Genomic DNA, 19,044 nt, shown 5'->3' with positions numbered 1-19,044 from the left:
AGGTTCTGTGTAATGGATAAAACCTATAATCCGCAAGATATCGAACAGTCTTTGTACCAAGGCTGGGAAGAGAATGGCTACTTTAAGCCATCAGGTCAGGGCGATGCCTATTCGATCATGATCCCACCACCGAATGTCACGGGTAGCCTACACATGGGCCACGCCTTCCAGGACACCATCATGGACACCCTGATCCGCTACCAGCGTATGCAGGGCAAAAATACTTTATGGCAGGTGGGAACAGACCACGCAGGTATCGCAACCCAAATGGTTGTTGAGCGTAAGCTGGCCGCTGAAGAAAGCAAAACCCGTCACGACCTGGGCCGCGAAGAGTTTATCAACCGTATCTGGCAGTGGAAAAACGAGTCAGGTGGCACCATCACCAAGCAGCTTCGTCGCCTGGGGGCATCGGTAGACTGGGATCGTGAGCGCTTTACTATGGACGACGGCCTGTCTGAAGCGGTGAAAGAAGTCTTTGTTCGTTTATATAAAGATGACCTGATCTACCGCGGTAAGCGCCTGGTTAACTGGGATCCGAAACTACACACCGCAATTTCTGATCTGGAAGTAGAAAACAAAGACAAGCAGGGCCACATGTGGAACCTGCGTTATCCGCTAGCTGATGGTGTTAAAACCAAAGACGGCAAAGACTACATTGTAGTAGCAACAACACGTCCCGAAACCATGCTGGGCGACACAGGTGTAGCAGTCAACCCGGATGATGAGCGTTATCAGGACCTGATCGGCAAAGAGATCTTATTGCCAATCGTCAACCGTCGTATCCCAATCGTTGCCGATGAACACGCGGACATGGAAAAAGGCACTGGCTGTGTGAAGATCACACCTGCGCACGACTTCAACGATAACGAAGTCGGTAAGCGCCATAAGCTGCCCATGATCAACGTCTTCAACAAAGATGCAGCGATTTTAAGTGAAGGCGAAACCTTCACCTTTGATGGCAAGCCACTGGAGCTGGATGCACCATTGCCTGAGCGCTTTCATGGTCTTGACCGTTTCGATGCCCGCAAACTGATTGTTGATGAGTTTGAACAAGCTGGCCTGCTGGAAAAAATCGACGACCACAGCCTGACTGTCCCTTACGGTGACCGCTCTGGTGTAGTCATCGAGCCACTTTTGACTGACCAATGGTATGTACGCGTTGCACCACTGGCTGAGCCGGCAATCAAAGCCGTAGAAGATGGTGATATCCAGTTCGTGCCTAAACAGTACGAAAACATGTACTTCTCCTGGATGCGCGATATTCAGGACTGGTGTATTTCTCGTCAGCTATGGTGGGGACACCGCATCCCGGCCTGGTACGACAACGAAGGCAACGTATACGTTGGTCGCGATGAAGCCGAAGTACGCCGCGACAACAACCTCGCAGACGACGTCGTTCTGAGCCAGGACGATGATGTACTGGATACCTGGTTCTCTTCTGCACTGTGGACCTTCTCAACCCAAGGCTGGCCAGAAAATACTGACGATCTGAAGATGTTCCACCCGTCAGACACGCTGGTGACAGGTTTCGACATCATTTTCTTCTGGGTTGCCCGTATGATCATGATGACACTGCACTTTGTGAAAGACGATCAAGGCAAACCTCAGGTGCCATTTAAAACCGTTTACGTGACCGGTCTGATCCGTGACGAAAATGGCGACAAGATGTCTAAGTCAAAAGGTAATGTACTGGATCCGCTGGACATGATCGATGGTATCGATCTGGAAAGCCTGGTTCAGAAACGTACCGGCAACATGATGCAGCCACAGCTGGCCGCAAAGATTGAGAAGAATACCCGTAAGACTTTTGCTGATGGTATTGAAGCACACGGCACCGATGCGCTGCGTTTTACCCTGGCTGCGATGGCCTCAACCGGTCGTGATATCAACTGGGATATGAACCGCCTGGAAGGGTATCGTAACTTCTGCAACAAGTTGTGGAACGCCAGCCGTTACGTACTGATGAACACCGAAGAGCAGGATTGTGGTTTCAACGGTGGCGAGATGCAGGTTTCTCTGGCAGATCGCTGGATTTTGGGTCAGTTTCAGAACACAGTGAAAACCTTCACTGAGCACCTGGACAACTACCGCTTTGACCTGGCCGCGAACACCATTTACGAGTTCACCTGGAACCAGTTCTGTGACTGGTACCTGGAGTTGACTAAGCCAATTCTGTTCAAGGGCAACGAAACCCAGCAACGTGGCACACGTCACACCCTGATCACAGTTCTGGAAGGCCTGCTGCGTCTGATGCACCCGCTGATGCCTTACATCACGGAAACCATCTGGCAGCGTGTTGCACCACTGGCCGGTATCGAAGCAAATACCATCATGCTGCAGCGCTTCCCGCAGTTTGATGCCGAGCAAGTAGATACACAAGCAATGGAAGATCTAGAGTGGGTTAAACAGTTCATTCTGGCTATCCGTAACATTCGCGGTGAGATGGACATCAGTCCAAGCAAACCACTTAGCGTTTTGTTGGCCAATGTGTCTGAACAGGATCAACGCCGTCTTGACGACAACCAGGCGTTCCTGAGCTCACTGGCTAAACTGGAAGACATCAAGGTACTGGCAAGCAAAGACGATGCCCCGGCATCCGCTACCGCCTTTATTGGCGACCTTGAGATCATGATCCCTATGGCGGGTCTGATTGATGTCGAAGCCGAAATGGCCCGTATCGCCAAACAGCTGGAAAAAGCGGAAAAAGGCCTGGCACAAGTTGAGAAAAAGCTGGCAAACGAGAAGTTCGTCAACAACGCCCCTGCTGCGGTACTCGATAAAGAAAAGGCCAAACTGGCCGAGTACAGCGACGCCAAAGCGAAGCTACTTGAGCAAAAAGCCAAAATCGAAAGCCTGTAAGCTTTTAGCCAGAGTCAGTTATCTGGCTCAGAGTTAAGTATAAAAAAAGAAGCCGCTTAGCGGCTTCTTTTTTTACAATCCATAGTGAGTGCTACTTACGTAATCATATCGGCTCACGGCTCTGAAGAGGTCGAAAAACGCGCTAATACCTGATATAGATTATTGATATCTATCGGCTTGCCAACATGCGCCACAAATCCCTGTGCCAAATACCCTTTCACATCTTCTGTCATCACATTCGCAGTCAGTGCAATAACAGGAATGTCCGCATGACTCTTGCTAATTTGACGCTGCGCTTCGTTGCCATCCATTTCTGGCATGTGAATATCCATCAGTATTAAGTCAAAGCGAGTATGCAGTACCGCGTCAACAGCCTGAGTGCCGTTTTCGACAATTGTCAGTGTTGCCTGTGTACTTTTTAAAATTGCCTTAATCAACATTTGGTTAATCTTATTGTCCTCGGCAACTAAAATGTGTTTCCCCATTAAATCTGGTGGCGATAGCGATTCACTTTTTTGGTCACTCGATTTAAGCGCTGTTTTCGTCAGTGGTAATACAACCTTAATTTGGGTGCCCTCTCCCACTTTGCTGATTAAATCCAACGAGCCATTCATTAACTTAACAAGGCTTAGCGTAATAGACATCCCTAAACCTGTTCCACCATATTTTCGTGTAGTTGAACTATCCGCCTGAGAGAAACGCTCAAAAATCCGCTGCTGAGCTTCTAAGCTCATCCCTATGCCCGAATCAATCACATCAATACATAGCGCCTGTTGGTTATTCTGCTCTGTGCAGCTCACAACCACTTTAACACAACCCTGATCCGTAAATTTCACCGCATTAGAGATAAGGTTGAGCAATATCTGTTTGACTCTGACGAGATCGCCCAGCCAGCCGTCTGTAAATGACGGCTCAATGGTCACAATCAATTCAATGCCTTTTTTACTTACTATACTATCCAGGTCATACTTCACTGAATCCAACACATCAATCAGCGAAAAGGGCACCTGCTCCAGCGTTAACTGATTAGACTCAATTTTAGAATAATCCAGAATATCATTGATAATAGTCAGCAAGCTTTGAGCCGAAAAGGCCGCATTATCCAAAATAACTTTTAAATCAGGTTCCAACCTGGCTTGATGAAGCAATTGCAGCCCACCCAATATGGCGTTCATCGGCGTCCGGATCTCATGACTCATATTGGCAAGAAAATCACTTTTAGCTTTGGCTGCGTTTTCCGCCTCTTGCTTAGCCTTAATCATGGTTTTCATGGCAGTTACTTTTTCAGTGATATCATAGTTAACACCAATGACTTTAACAGCCTGATTTTGCTCATTTCGGATCACCTCAGCTGTCGCTTTCATGGTTCTTATCCGCCCATCGGGGTGGACCACTCTAAACTCAGTATCGTAGTAACCTGTTTCTGCGATTGCCGATTCAAGCAATGTTTTAGCTGAGGTAATATCGTCAGGATGTACACTGCTCTCCCAGGCTTCATAAGCGCCTGAGAATGTCTCTTCCGAGATACCATACAACTTGTACATCCAGTCATCCCATACCAGAGCATTGGTCAGCAAATCCCATTCCCATACACCTATCCCGGCAGAATCATTCGCTAATTGCATTCTAAATGCACTGACATCTGCCTTTTCCTTAGCTGCACGGATTTGTTCTTCGACTTCTTTTTGTTTTGAAATGTCCTGAACGACGGACCAGATAAAATCCTGTCCAGTGACATCGGTTATCAGAATGCCTGATAACAATACAGGGTAGGTGTGCCCTAGCTTATGAATATACTCTTTCTGATATGGCCCATAACGCCCTGTTTCTGCCATGTCAGCAAGTTGCTTAGCTTCTTGAACAGCATATTTTTTTGGCGTAAGTTGCCAGTAATCCATCTGATTTAGTTCATCAACACTGTACCCCGTAAAACGACTAAATTCTGCGTTGATATAATCGAATCGACCATCTTCCAGATAATTAATTGCGATACCAATCGGTGCAAGATCCACAAACTCTGCAAACTTCTGCCTTTCTTGTTCGAGCAAAGTTTCAATCTGCATACTGGCCCCGCCCAATGTATGTATACGGTCTTCAAGAACAGAGACAAATGCCAGCAAAGACTGCTTCGCGCCGTGTTCAGCCAAATGTCCACGGACCCTGACAGGAAAACGCGCGCCTGTTTTATGCTGATGTTGAGTTTCGAAATCGATGTGCTTGTTACTCTGGACCCTCAACCAAAACTCAGCCCAGCTTTTTGGCGTGAAACTGGGGATACACGCCCAAATGTGCGATCCAATCAGTTCACCTTTTGCATAACCCAGTTTTTTACTTGCAGCATTGTTGAGATACAGGATTTCAGAGTCAGAGCTGATCCATAAGATTTCATCGGTCGCATACTCCATTGACAACTTCAGAAATTGAAGCAACTCAGTTTCACTCATACTGGGCGGAAACTGCGCGGGTTCACCATCTAATTGTGGTGTTCCGTCCAAAATATTTACATCCGGTAATTTAGCCATACTGAAATCAAAGAAGTGCTCATGCTAAAAATGTAGGCGAAAAAAAACGGATGATAAAGCCTGGGTGCTTTTGCATTGGCTAGATCAACCTGGTGCAGTTCCAGCAGGCTCATTTACGATTGCAGTAAAAAGCCACACCATTTAGTTAAAAGTAACAAAAAAAACAAATAAAAAACCCCAACAGAAAACAAAGTGCAACCTTGCGTTTTCAAATGTGACAATATAGGGTACATGAAACAGCAGGTACAAATGTAAACAAGAAGAAACTAATTTATGATAAGAACTAAGCTCACAGTACTGGCAGCCTGTATTGCTGCTACTCACAGTGTGGCCGTCTCGGCTAACGATTATCCACTTATGCCGGGCGATCCGCTGGTCTCTCATCAGTGGCATTTACAAAATACAGGTCAGGTGGCATTCTCTGACAGAGGCGGTAAAGCGGGTGAAGACATGAACTTGTCACTGACCCATGCGTTGGGCATTCTGGGCACAGGTGTAACAGCGGCGGTGATCGATGGCGCCGTAGAGCTAACCCACCCGGATCTGCGTGACAACGTACGCCCTGGTTCTTGGAACTTTACGACTGATACACCGGACCTGGTCCCTGGTGGCCCCACTGACCGTCACGGCACGTCGGTTGCCGGGATCATTGCTGCCAGTGCCTTTAACGGCATTGGTGGGCGAGGCATCGCACCACGCGCCGGCATTGTTGGCTTTAACCTGATCTCATCAGGCAACTACAACACCGCGAACTGGCTACAGTCGCACGGCATGTACTCAGATGGCTATAATAAACACTCTTTTGATTTCCCGAGAATTTTTAACCAAAGCTATGGCCGGACTATGTCTGCGCCAGACAGCTTTGACTACACGGTCGATCCCTGGCTGAAAACCTATGAAGATGCGCAAGAAGAGATCACCCGCACCACCCACGGTGGACGTGGCGCCCTGTTCGTCAAGTCAGCGGGTAATGGCTACGCCAGACAAACTTTTACCGACCCTCGTTTTGGCTCTGGCTATCTGCGCTTTGAAAACAGCAACCATGGCCTGCCTTTACAGAACGTCAACCTGGAGCAAATGGATACCTCTTTTTGGAATATGGTTGTGTCGGCCTACAACGCCGATGGCCAGTTGTCCTCATACTCCACCGTTGGCTCAGCAGTATTCGTATCAGCCACAGGTGGTCAATATGGTGTCTATACTCCGGCAATGATCACAACCGATCTGACCGGTTGTGATGCCGGTTACAACCCGGCTTATGGTCGCAATGACTTGCATGGCGGTCACCCATTGGATCCGAACTGTGATTACGGCGCGCGTTTCAACGGGACGTCTTCGGCAGCCCCAAGCGCTGCGGGTGCCATTGCCCTGATCATGTCTGCCAACCCGGCATTGAGCTGGCAAGATGTACGTCACATTCTGGCCAGCACAGCCAGACAAATCGATCCGGATAACGCCGGTGTGACACTGTCGTTTGAAACTGCGCAAGGTGACACGGTCAGCTATCAGGCCATTGACGCCTGGCAAACCAACGCCGCAGGCTATGCCTTCCATAACTTCTATGGCTTCGGTGCGGTAGACGTGGACGCAGCCGTAAACATGGCGCGCTTCTATGACGAACAGCTGGGTCAGTTCACACAAACAGACCGCTTTACAGTGACAGCCAACAGTGCTATTCCAGACGGTGATATCAACGGAGTATCAAGCACTTATCAGTCAACAGAAGCGATGACCGTCGATGCCATTCAGGTACGTGTTAACATCGACCACACCAGTACAAGAGATTTGGCCATCGAACTGATTTCTCCGTCAGGTACGCGCAGTGTGATCATGACACCACGCACAGGCACCATCCTGGGACAAAACGGCATGGAAAATACACAAATGCTGACCCACCATTTCTATGGTGAGCAGGCACAAGGTGAATGGACCCTGCGTGTCATCGATACGGCAGCTCAGGACGAACTCTATGTTTTCGACCCGCGTGCAGCGGGTGCGCCCAACATCAACATGGTGCACAGAAACAATTCAGAAAATGGCCTGCTGAAGTCGTGGGACATTCGCTTCATCGGTCGTAAATAAGGAGTACTGACATGAAAAAACACTTAATCACCACCGCATTACTTGCCTGCGGAATTTCCACTGCCAGTGCATCCAGCAACGAAGTGTATGAAGCGCAACCGCTCAGTACAACACTCAGCCATAGCGTGACACTCAATGGCAAAAGTTATCTCTCTGCCAGTGAGCGCCTACTAACCGGTGTGGCAATCACAGATGCCAAAACCAGTACCACCTACATTTTAACCGGTGAAGTGGTTGCAGAACTGGAGCCGCTCATCAATGCACAGGAATTTGCCACGGCACATAACCTGGAGCTAGTCTATGTGCGGGCCAACCGTGCCATCTTCGCAGCACAACCTGGCACAGAGCTCAATGCCTTTAAAGCCCATATCGAGGGCCTGGCAGGGGTGACCAGCACCCAATTTGGTATTGATATCGAAGGCCTGGAGTCAGAGTAACGGGCAAACAAACCCAGTACTCAGGTGCTGGGTAGCTCTTCTGATCAGCCATAGTATCAGCGCATGTTCATCACATGCGCCCATTTCAATCACTTAACTTTTTGCTCGCCCAGCCAGTTAATTCGATACAGGTCCCGCCTTCTGTCCAGATAGTTTCTGACGGAGCCCTCGTGACGCAGCTCGTGTAACTTCTCAAGATCCAAATCGACTATCAGGGTCATCTCAGTGTTGGGGGTGGTTTCAGCCATAGTAGCATCGTGGGGAAACGCAAAATCTGAGGGCGAGAACACCGCAGACTGGGCGTACTGGATATCCGCGCCATCGACCTTAGGTAAGTTACCCACACTGCCTGCCGTCACTACATAGCATTCATTTTCTATGGCGCGGGCTTGAGCACAACAGCGTACTCGCAAATAAGCATTTTTAGTATCTGTCCAGAATGGGACAAACAAAATCTGCATGCCCTGCTCTGAGAGTAACCGTCCCAGTTCAGGGAATTCCACGTCATAACAGATGAGGATGCCTATTTTGCCAAAATCGGTGTCAAACACGCTCAGACTGTCGCCGCCTTGCATGATCCAGGCACTTTTTTCATAGGGGGTTGGGTGGATCTTGGTTTGCGATTCAATGGTGCCATCGCGACGGCAGAAATAGGATACATTGTAGAGGGCTTTGTCTTCAATCACCGGAATGGAGCCGGCGATAATATTGATGTTATAACTCACCGCCAGATGCGAAATAGCCTCCACCACTTCAGTTGAGAATTCAGCCAACGCTTTGATTGAATCCAGTGAGTTTTCATGTGCTTCAATACCCATCAGGGGCGCGTTAAACAGCTCAGGTAACAACGCCAGATCACATTGGTAATCAGCCAGCGCATCGATAAAAAACTCCACATGCTGCGTCAGCTCTTCCACAGAATGCAATGGCCGCATTTGCCATTGCACACAGCCGACACGGGCCGACTTCTTCACTGCACCAAACAGCGGCACTTCATTGCGTTCGTAGTAAAGGTTGGTCCATTCCAGCAAAGTAGCGTAGCCTTTTGATTCTTTGTCTTCTGGCAGGTATTTGTTGAGCACCCGTTTGACCTCAAAATCATTAGACAGTTGAAAGCTCAAAATGGGGTCGTAAATTTCTTTCTTTTTGACCAGTTCAATATACTTCTGTGGCGACATCTCACTGGCATGGTGCTGATAGTTGGGAATACGCCCGCCCGCCACAATCGATTTAAGATTGAGACTCTGGCAGAGCTCTTTTCTGGCTTCATATAACCGCCGCCCCAGGCGCATGCCCTGGTAATCGGGGTGAACAAAGACTTCGGCACCGTACAACACGTCGCCGAGTGGGTCGTGGGTGGTCAGATAAGCATCACCAGTGATCTCGTCATAGGTGTGATGATCGCCAAACTTGTCGTAATCCACAATCAATGAGAATGCGGCAGCGACGACTTTACCATGGTCCTCAATACAGATCTGGCCTTCGGGAAAACTAGAGAGCTGAGCCTTAAATTGTTTTTCTGAAGGAGCCCCGCCTAAGTCGGGATAAACAATGGCCATGACCTCTTTAAGATCTCTATAGTCATCTGCCTCCAGGCTACGCAGATTGAGTTTATGTTCAAAGTTCTCCGTTAAGTTACCGTCGCTCATTGTGGCTCCTGCTTTGCAATATTCACTGTTTACGGTGTTATACGACCACCTTAGTTAAAGATAGTCGCTGCAAAATAAGCACACAAATTGGCGCAGCAAAGTTAAGCATGAGGATGTTCTGGTTTACTCAGCACGGGCCAGCCAGTGCATCACATTCAGTAAAAACCCCTCGTTGTGCTCGGCACCGGGAGAAGCCAGACCATATTTTTTGCCACTTTTGCTATCAACCTGAGAGGAGAACATCATGCCTTCTGCAAATACCGCAACGCGGCCTTTCCCAAACTCGAATACGGCGCCCTGGCTCCAGCCAGCAACATCCACACGAGGAATGTCGGCTGTGATTTGAAAGGGGATCTCTGGTGTCACAGCTATCTTACCTGGGCCAAGCGTCAGTAATGAGACTGCACTTTGTGGTACTTTAAACGCCGATCCGCCAAAAGAGCGCACCCGCTCGATTTGACCTGTTGATTGCTCTGCTGCGGCAGATACTGCCCCACCAACCGCACTGGTTACGCCAAACCCGGTCATAGACATCCCACCGGGCAAAGTTCTCAGTGCGGGCACCACGGCCAGCGTAATCGCATGTTGTGCGAGAGTATTATCAGCGGTATTAAACTGCGCTTCACCCACATGACCATGACTGAATTCAACACCCAGTGCTGCCGTCAGATTGTCGATCACGCGGGGAAACGGCGTATGATCTGCCACTAAAAACAGCGATCCGCCCTGCTCTATCCAGCCGATAACCGCGCTCACCTCTTGCGCAGTAAACGCCTTACCAAAGGGGGGACTCCAGTCTGTGCGGTGACGGTCCAGCGCATTGGCTATGACAAGGATATCGGCCTGGTTTAAGTGTGTTGTGCTAAAAGGCTGACTGCTGCCTTTCACGGTGTAACCATCGCTTTGCAATACCTGAGTGAAAGCCCGGTAGCGGCCATGCATAGTCAGAAAGTTATGGTGTGCCTCATCGAACAATACCAATGGGCTGTTATCTGCTGAGAAACGCCGTTCGGTATTCTGGGGTGTGAAATCAGGGTCGCCCAGCTGGGTACTGTCAGTACAGGCAATCAAGCCTGACCCGACGCTCACGGCGAGCACGCCCGCAGTCAGCGCTTTGGCTAGCCAATTCATTGTGTGCTGTCCTTACTTTTCCATCATGCATTGGCAAGTATTAACAAAGATCCGGCGACTTACCAGAAAAGAATAGCCAGAGCTTCTGCTCGCTTAACACGTCAGGCGAGCAGATAAGTTAACTCAGTGACCGCAACGATTATCGAATTCCGATGCTCTCACGGATCTTGGCCATTTGTTCCTGCAGGCTGTGCTGAATATCACGTACCTGCTGGTTAGAGCCATTCACCTGCAGCTTCATCGTGGCCATTGCGCTGCTGAAGTTATCGACCAATGTACTTTGCTGCTGCGCCAGCTCCATGGCATGCTCGGCAACCTGACTGGCACTTTGTGCGCGCTCTGCGACGCCTTCAGAGTTCCCCTTTAACTCCTGAGCATGCTCAGTCTGTTGCTGCGCTTCATCAGCCAGAGCGCTGATCTGTGAAGACACTTTGCTTGAGTTATCGCTGAGAATATTCAGTTGTTCATTGATGTCAGAGAGTGAATCCTGCGTTTGTTGCGCCAGCTTACGTACCTCATCGGCCACCACAGCAAACCCACGTCCATGCTCACCCGCACGCGCAGATTCAATGGCGGCGTTCAGTGCCAGCAAATTGGTTTGTTCTGCAATGGTGCGGATCATTTCGATCACTTTGCCCACATCGGCAACGCCATTGAGCAGCTCATTAAGGCTGGACAAGCCTTGCTCAACCCGTTGTTGTGTGCTGGAACTTGCGCTTAACATCGACTCAGCGTAACCGACACTTTGCTTCATCGCAGAGAAGGTTTCACCCGCATTATCAGATACCTGTTGGTTGATTTCGCTGGCTTCCAGGCCCAACGCCTTGATCTCATCCAGCTGGTCCTGGTTTTGCTCTACCTGTGTTGAGGTGGTCTCAGCAAGTTCACTGATACTGGCCAGGTTGGTGTTCATATCCTGCATAAAGTCATTGATCACCGCCAGCATTTGCTCTCGCTCCTCGGCTTCACCGCGCTGACGTTCAATCAGTTGGTTAAAGTAACTGGCGATTTCACCGATTTCGGTATTGGCATTCTGGCTGTCGATGTTTTTCAGCTCATTACTCTCTATCAGGAACGCAAAGCCATTACGTAATTGGCGCAGTGGCGTCAGTACTTGGCTAAACTGGACGATGTAAACGGCAATGGCCAATAGCACCAGTAAGCCGATCGCCACACCAAAAATAGTAAATACGTTTTTCTTCAGTGAATTCTGCTCAGCTTGCAGTGCCACTTCCGCGCTCAGCACCAGTGCTGAAATGTCCTTAATATCACCTCTTAATTGTGCCATACCCTGCTGGCGCTGCTCGGCCTGGGCCAGGGTGTTTTCCAGATCGCGGCTAAAGCGTTTGGGCCAGCTGTTCAGCTCAGCCTTAATCTCTAAAGCCAGATCTTCAGCTTCCGCGCCCAGGAACAGCTCATCTTCATCAATTTCACTCATGACGCCCAGATTGCCAAGGCGATCGATTTGTTGCGCCAGCTCCTGAAGACGACGCACACTGTTCATCAGGTTCTGACGTGTTTGCTGTTCAAAGTGGATCACGAGCTGGTAGGTGTAAATGCTCAGGTTGGTCACTTCACCATAATAGTCTGAAGCCAGTGCATAGTAACGCGGTGCCAGCGGATGTTCAGGGGCTTTGGCGGTGTAACTCATTAGTGATGACGCCGAGCCTGACATCTGCCTGATGGCGTTGTCCAGTAATGCCATTTCATTGCCAGACAGCTTGCCCAGCGCGCGATATTTGCCATTGATGTCCGCATCGAGTGCATCAAGCTGGCTGGTCATATCGCTGGCAAGGGTTGAAGGCAACGCTGTCAATTGCTGCTGTTTAAGTTGCGCGATTTGTCCGCTGGCTTCACTGAGCTCCTGGCTATCGCCACTGCTCAGATAGTCTTCGATCGTACCAGCTAAATCGATCAGTATGGTGTTTTTCAGCGTAACATAAGCGTTGTTTTGTTTATCTAATTCACTAAAGACCTGACTGGCCCAAAACAAAGTGGCAGCCAGCACGATACTGGCCAAAGCCAGTAACACGGCAAGCAGCCGGGTAAAGGTAGAAACACGCATAGATACTACAGCCATATTGATTCAAATTCGGGCGTAGACTATTAATGTTTTATGACAGTTTGATGTAGATTGCTCAGAAAATAGCCAGCTGATTTTAAAAACATACTTTTGGCGTAGGAGAATTCTCTACCTTTTACAGGAACTTTACTTCATGCAGATGACAGCCCGCTCAGAATGGTCAATTTCAGACTCTTTCGATGCTATAAAAACCTTTCTTAGCACAAAACAGGGTGGTGGCTTTTCTATTTTCAGCTTTTTTATTAGCCATACATAAGCAAAAAATTGTTCGGATAAAACCCGGGTTGAAGGGCTGATTGCAATCAATGAGCGAAAGGTTTAATTCCCAAGTTGCCTTTTAGCAGGTCCCACATCAAGTGCGGGATGACTAAGGCGAGTACAATCAATGAGTAAAAGACTGACTCTCCGTGTTACCGTTAAGTAGTCCCCACATCCAATGTGGGATAACTGAAAGACACAAAAAGTTAAGCGCACATAGCACTATTTCATCGCAGCTTTAACATAAACATCAAAACGATTCTTTTTGGTCTCTATCTGCATACTGGGTTTTTGCTCGTTCAGGAAAGGCGCATAATCCGGGCGTTTAACCACGACCCGCTTGGTGGCCAGTGCATATGCGAATGGCAATAAGGCATCGGCGTCGGCATCTCCCCCTACCAGAGACTGGAACACCCGCATTTCTTTTTTAACCTGAGCGGATTTCTCTCGATGCGGAAACATAGGATCCAGATAAACAACGTCCGGATTTAACGCACTTTGCGCTAACAAGTCATGGCTGGAACCAAAGATCATCCGCATATTTTGCTGCATCCAGCTGCCGATTTCACTATCCTGGTAAGCGCGCTCCAGACCGTCAAACAGCAAGGCGGCCACCACCGGGTGGCGTTCGTGTAATATCACTTCGCAACCCAACGCAGCCAGTACAAAGGCATCGCGTCCCAGCCCTGCGGTTGCATCGAGTACCACAGGGGTCGCCCCTTTATTGAGCCCCACCGCCTTGGCAATAGCCTGCCCTTTACCACCGCCAAACTTACGACGGTGCGCACTGGCCCCCGTGACAAAGTCTACCCGTATGCCACCGAGCTTTGGCTCATCCAGTTTTAGCAACTGCAAACCCGCTTCATCATAAGTCAGACGAAAATTAGGATTGGCCTGTTGCCAGTCATGCAGTGCAAACTGCTGCTCTATACGCGCAAGATAAGGTCGGTTTTCGGCAAAAGGGGTGTGGATGATCAACAGCAGGCTCCGCAAATAGTAACGCGGAGATTATATCTGGATCATCCCGGTTATGAAATCTTTGTGTCTGTGCCTGAACAAGTTAAAACAATTCAATATCGGTCTGAGCGGGCACATCTTCCTCGCTCCAGGGTTTGGCCATCTGGTTGAGGCTCTGGATCAGCTCATGGCGTACTTCTGTGATCTCTCCTAACTTGTAGCGGATAATCGAAAAGTCATCATTGATCAATGAAAAGTGCTCATACAACTGCTTTACTTCAGCTTGTTTACCATTGGCCTGTACGTCACTCACATAATCAGAAAATTGACTCAGTTTGTCATTATATGCTGTGGCCACCTCGCCCAGCTGATCGCTCAGCTCTTCAAATGCCAGACCAATTTGCTCCACTTTAGTGAGCGCGACTTCACTGACCTCCATATCTTTGATTTTTGCATTGGTGGCTTCCAGTATATGTGGCAACAGATCTTTGTAACGCCCGTACAAACCCACATCATCAGTTGGCATGTTTTTGATCAGCAGTGAGACTTTGGGGTAGTTAATAATGGTGCGACGGCCAAAATCGACAAACCGGTCACCACCACAGTGTTTCTCAAGCAGTTCCTGCTCCAAAGGCTGGATAGCACCCTCCTGAGAATAAAAAACTTCACTGTCGTGATACCAAAATGCGACGGCAACCTGCAGTTGCAAAGGCACAAAAAACTCAAAGAAATACTCAGACAGCGTATTCAGGTCATGGGCATGATAGGACTGGCCTACGTAACGCATAATGCGGCCCATATCACCCGAATCCGACATGGCAATCTCGGCGGTGATTTGCGCTTTCTGAACATCCTGCTTCAACTTGAGTGATTGACGGCGATACTCATCGAGTACTTTAATACGGGCCAGCATTTCATCGCTGTCGAAGGGTTTGACAATGTAGTCGGCGCCACCGGCGTTGTAGCCACGCATGCGCTCAGAGGTGGCACTTTTTGAAGATAAGAACATCACCGGGATATCGCACAACTGAGGGTTGGCTTTGAGTCGCTCACACACCTCAAACCCAGAAGGGCCTGGCATTTCAATATCGAGTAAAATAATATCCGGGCGCTGCTGTGCTGCCATTTCCAGCCCTTCTTCGCCACTGTAGGCATGGATGACTTTGCAGCTGTGCAGTAAAGATTGTTCAACAATGTGATGTACCAGTTTATCGTCGTCAATGGCCAGTACTAGATTGCTCATGCAGCATTCCCTACAAGGTTTGTTCTTTAGAACAGCATAGCGTGAACTGTCTAATTTGCGAATGGAAAACACCACACAACGTACTTATGTGGTGTTTTTGAGTCGGCGCTGGTGACACGCGGGGAACAAATGTTCAAAACGCCACCAGCATAGGGGCGATTATGCTGCTTTTTCGATTCCACTGTGACGCAGCAGTGCGTCTACACTTGGCTCACGACCACGGAAACGGGTAAACAAAGCCATTGGCTCTTCTGAGCCGCCCTTCTCCAGAATATGCAGCATAAAGTCCGCACCTGTCTGGCGATTGAAAATCCCTTCTTCTTCAAACCGGGAGAATGCATCCGCAGACAGGACTTCAGCCCACTTATAAGAGTAATAACCTGCGCTATAACCACCTGCAAAAATATGGCTAAAGCTGTGCTGGAAGCGATTAAATTCCGGCGCTTTTACAACCGCTGTTTTTTCGCGAACGGCATTCAGTGTTTGCTGGATCTGACACGGTTTATCTGCATCAAAATCGCTGTGAATATGGAAATCAAACAAAGAGAACTCCAGCTGACGCAGCATCTGCATCGCGGACTGGAAGTTTTTCGCTGCCAGCAGTTTGTCGAGCAGTGCTTTTGGCAACGGCTCGCCAGTCTCATGGTGGCCAGAAATAAAGGCCAGCGCCTCTTCCTCGTAGCACCAGTTTTCCAGGAACTGGCTTGGCAATTCTACCGCGTCCCAGGCAACCCCGTTGATACCCGCAACCGGTGCAGCATCGACCTGAGTCAGCATATGATGAATACCATGACCAAACTCATGGAATAATGTTGTGACTTCATAGTGCGTAAACAACGCCGGTTTATCACCGACCGCTTTGTTGAAGTTACACACCAGATAAGCAACGGGTGTTTGCAACTCACCGCTGGCGCGTACCTTACGGCCCATGCAGTCGTCCATCCAGGCGCCGCCACGCTTGTGTTCGCGGGCATACAGGTCCAGATAGAAATGGCCGCGCAATGTATCTTGCGCATCATGGATAGCGAAAAAACGCACATCAGGATGATAAGTATCGAAATCCTGAACCTCTGTGACCTTAATACCAAACAGACGGTTAACGGTTTCGAACAAACCTTTTAATACGGTATCTGCCGGGAAGTAAGGACGTAATAGCTCATCAGAAATAGCGTATTTAGCTTGTTTTAGCTTTTCGCCATAGTAACCGTAGTCCCATGCGGCCAGCTCAGTGGCCCCATGCTCTTTTTCTGCAAATGCTTTCAGTTCGGCCAGCTCTTTCTCTGCCTGTGGCTTGGCATGCAACGCCAGGTCATTTAAAAAGGCAAAGACTTGCTCTGGTGACTGCGCCATTTTAGTGGCCAGTGATTTATCTGCATAACTGTCAAAGCCCAGCAACTGCGCCAGTTCATAACGCAGAGCCAGCTCCTCACGCATGATCTCTGAGTTATCAAATTCTTTGGCATTCGGACCCTGATCTGACGCGCGAGTTACAAAAGCACGATACATGTCTTCACGCAACGAGCGGTTGTCCGCATAAGTCATCACTGGCAGATACGATGGAATATCTAGGGTAAATAACCAGCCTTCCAGCTCTTTACTCTGTGCCGTGTGTGCTGCCAGCGCCAATGCGGATTCAGGTAAACCAGACAATTCTGCTTCATCGGTCACATGCTTAGTCCAGGCTTGAGTGGCATCCATCACATTGTTACCAAACTTCGCTGCCAGCTCAGATAAACGCGCGCTGATCTCGCCGTAACGCTGTTGCTGCTCAGGGGCCAGTGCGATGCCCGACAACTGGAAGTCGCGCAGTGCATTATTGATGGTTTTTTGCTGTGCCGTGCTTAGCGCTGCAAAGGTGTCAGAGTCTTTCAATGATTTATAGGCTCCATAAAGCCCCTGATGCTGACCAACATAGGTGCTGTATTCTGAGATCAGCGGCAGACAGGCATCATAGGCCTGGCGCAAAGCGTCGTTGTTAACAACCGAGTGCATGTGCGACACCGGCGACCACATACGAGATAGTTTGTCATCGGCTTCTTCGAGCGGCAAAACCAGGTTTTCCCAGCTATATGCATCGTTTTTGAGCACCGTATCTATGGTATCACGGCAGTGCGCAATCGCCTGTTTAAGTGCTTCTACAACATGTTCTGGTTTGATTTGTGAAAACGGTGGCAAGCCTTCCATGCCAATTAACGGGTTAGTCATAACGCCTCTCTGTTGATCTTTGCTTATCTCATATATTTGGGGTGTTTCCTGACAAAAAACAAGGCTCCCCGGTCAATCCTGACAAATTAAACAGGACCGCCTCAGGACATCGCCCTCTCTGGTCACGTGCGGCATCACAGTGCCATCGGAAAAAGCGATGGCTATCATCGGAAAAATTCATCCCACCAGACTTTGCCCCGGCAGATATAGTGTTAAGCTAGGGCCATTTATCAGCATTTATAGAGATTAAAGCATGGCACAACATTTTGATTATATCGCCATCGGTGGCGGAAGCGGTGGTATTGCCTCGGCCAACCGGGCAGCAATGCGTGGCGCAAAAGTCGCCCTTATCGAAGCCAAACATATGGGTGGCACCTGTGTAAACGTGGGCTGCGTGCCCAAAAAAGTCATGTGGCATGGCGCACAAGTAGCCGAAGCCATTAAACTGTATGCACCGGATTATGGCTTTGACGTAGAAGTTAAAGACTTCAACTGGGGCAAACTGGTTGAAAGCCGCGAAGCCTACATTGGCCGCATCCACCAGGGTTATAACAAATATCTGGCCAGCAATGGCGTCACTGTGATCAATGGCTTTGCCAAATTCATTGATAACAACACAGTTGAAGTCAATGGCGAACACTACACCGCCGACCACATCTGTATCGCCGTAGGCGGTCGCCCGTCGATTCCGAATATCCCGGGCGCTGAGCTGGGCATTGATTCTAATGACTTCTTTGAGCTTAAGGCACAGCCTAAGAGCGTGGCCGTGATTGGCGCAGGCTATATTGCCGTTGAGCTGGCGGGCGTATTACACAGCCTTGGCACAGACACACACCTGTTCGTGCGTAAGCATGCCCCACTGCGCAACTTTGATCCTATCCTGATTGACACCCTTACCGAGGTAATGGACAAAGAAGGGCCAACCCTGCACACCCACAGCACGCCTAAGTCGCTGAGCAAGAACGACGACGGCAGCGTCACTTTGCACCTGGCAAACGGCGAGTCACACACAGTTGAGCAAGTGATCTGGGCCATTGGTCGTGAGCCAGTGACTGATAAAATCAATCTGGCTGCCACCGATGTGGCCATCACAGACGGCGGCTACGTAAAAGTAGACGAATACCAGAACACCTCAGTGTCTGGCATTTATGCCCTGGGTGACATCATGGAAGGCGGCATTGAGCTGACGCCGGTGGCAGTAAAAGCCGGTCGTATGCTGGCCGAGCGCCTGTTTAACCCGGAAATGCCCAACGCTAAAATGGACTACAACCTGGTCCCGACTGTGGTCTTCAGCCACCCGCCCATCGGCACTATCGGCCTGACCGAACCAGAAGCTGTTGCACAGTACGGTGAAGACAACATCAAGGTCTACACCTCAACCTTTGCAGCCATGTACACAGCTGTGACCCAGCACCGCCAGCCTTGTAAAATGAAACTGGTGTGTGCCGGTGAGAACGAAAAAATCGTTGGCCTGCACGGCATCGGCTTCGCGGTTGATGAAATGATCCAGGGCTTTGGCGTTGCCATGAAGATGGGCGCAACCAAAGCCGACTTTGATTCAGTTGTGGCTATTCACCCGACGGGATCTGAAGAATTTGTTACTATGACAGGTTAGTGT

11 protein-coding genes are annotated in these 19,044 nt (G+C 49.3%); 4 read left to right on the top strand and 7 right to left on the bottom strand.

Features of this window, described 5'->3' with window-relative positions; translation table 11 throughout:
• Window positions 1–12: 12 nt before the first annotated feature.
• Window positions 13–2,859: a valine--tRNA ligase gene (locus AT705_RS15250; protein ID WP_058797227.1), complete on the top strand. Its 2,847-nt coding sequence runs from the start codon at window positions 13–15 to the stop codon at window positions 2,857–2,859.
• Window positions 2,860–2,972: 113 nt separating this feature from the next.
• Here the strand turns inward: AT705_RS15250 and AT705_RS24975 are convergent, their stop codons facing one another.
• Complete coding sequence (locus AT705_RS24975) at window positions 2,973–5,381, bottom strand: PAS domain-containing hybrid sensor histidine kinase/response regulator (RefSeq protein WP_082669010.1); 2,409 nt, start codon at window positions 5,379–5,381, stop codon at window positions 2,973–2,975.
• Window positions 5,382–5,654: 273 nt separating this feature from the next.
• Here AT705_RS24975 and AT705_RS15240 point away from each other — a divergent pair, with 273 nt between their 5' ends.
• Both AT705_RS15240 and AT705_RS15235 read left to right on the top strand, forming a co-directional pair.
• Entirely contained in the window at window positions 5,655–7,463 is a 1,809-nt protein-coding gene (locus tag AT705_RS15240) for a S8 family peptidase (protein ID WP_058797226.1), read from the top strand.
• 11 nt (window positions 7,464–7,474) lie between these two features.
• A complete protein-coding gene (locus AT705_RS15235; RefSeq protein WP_058797225.1) occupies window positions 7,475–7,900 on the top strand; it encodes a hypothetical protein in 426 nt (141 codons plus the stop codon).
• Window positions 7,901–7,989: 89 nt separating this feature from the next.
• Here AT705_RS15235 and AT705_RS15230 read toward each other — a convergent pair whose 3' ends face one another.
• The 6 genes from AT705_RS15230 to prlC form a co-directional block, all read right to left on the bottom strand.
• The gene (locus tag AT705_RS15230) at window positions 7,990–9,549 is read right to left on the bottom strand and encodes a bifunctional GNAT family N-acetyltransferase/carbon-nitrogen hydrolase family protein (protein WP_058797224.1); all 1,560 of its coding nucleotides are present in this window, start codon (window positions 9,547–9,549) and stop codon (window positions 7,990–7,992) included.
• Between the two features lie 123 nt (window positions 9,550–9,672).
• The gene (locus tag AT705_RS15225) at window positions 9,673–10,680 is read right to left on the bottom strand and encodes a DUF4350 domain-containing protein (RefSeq protein WP_058797223.1); all 1,008 of its coding nucleotides are present in this window, start codon (window positions 10,678–10,680) and stop codon (window positions 9,673–9,675) included.
• 139 nt (window positions 10,681–10,819) lie between these two features.
• Entirely contained in the window at window positions 10,820–12,745 is a 1,926-nt protein-coding gene (locus AT705_RS15220) for a methyl-accepting chemotaxis protein (protein WP_058798020.1), read from the bottom strand.
• Between the two features lie 498 nt (window positions 12,746–13,243).
• A complete protein-coding gene (locus tag AT705_RS15215) occupies window positions 13,244–13,999 on the bottom strand; it encodes a class I SAM-dependent methyltransferase (RefSeq protein WP_049863611.1) in 756 nt (251 codons plus the stop codon).
• A gap of 82 nt (window positions 14,000–14,081) precedes the next feature.
• Entirely contained in the window at window positions 14,082–15,221 is a 1,140-nt protein-coding gene (locus tag AT705_RS15210) for a response regulator (RefSeq protein ID WP_058797222.1), read from the bottom strand.
• Window positions 15,222–15,380: 159 nt separating this feature from the next.
• On the bottom strand, window positions 15,381–17,426 hold the full coding sequence (gene prlC, locus AT705_RS15205; protein WP_058797221.1) for an oligopeptidase A: 2,046 nt from the start codon (window positions 17,424–17,426) through the stop codon (window positions 15,381–15,383).
• A 253-nt stretch (window positions 17,427–17,679) separates the two neighbouring features.
• Between prlC and gorA the strand changes: the two genes are divergently transcribed.
• Window positions 17,680–19,041: a glutathione-disulfide reductase gene (gorA, locus tag AT705_RS15200; protein ID WP_058797220.1), complete on the top strand. Its 1,362-nt coding sequence runs from the start codon at window positions 17,680–17,682 to the stop codon at window positions 19,039–19,041.
• The last annotated feature ends 3 nt before the right edge of the window (window positions 19,042–19,044 follow it).

This window comes from Pseudoalteromonas rubra, from assembly GCF_001482385.1.
Lineage (GTDB): Bacteria > Pseudomonadota > Gammaproteobacteria > Enterobacterales > Alteromonadaceae > Pseudoalteromonas > Pseudoalteromonas ardens.
This window is presented reverse-complemented; position numbering and strand designations above follow the sequence as displayed.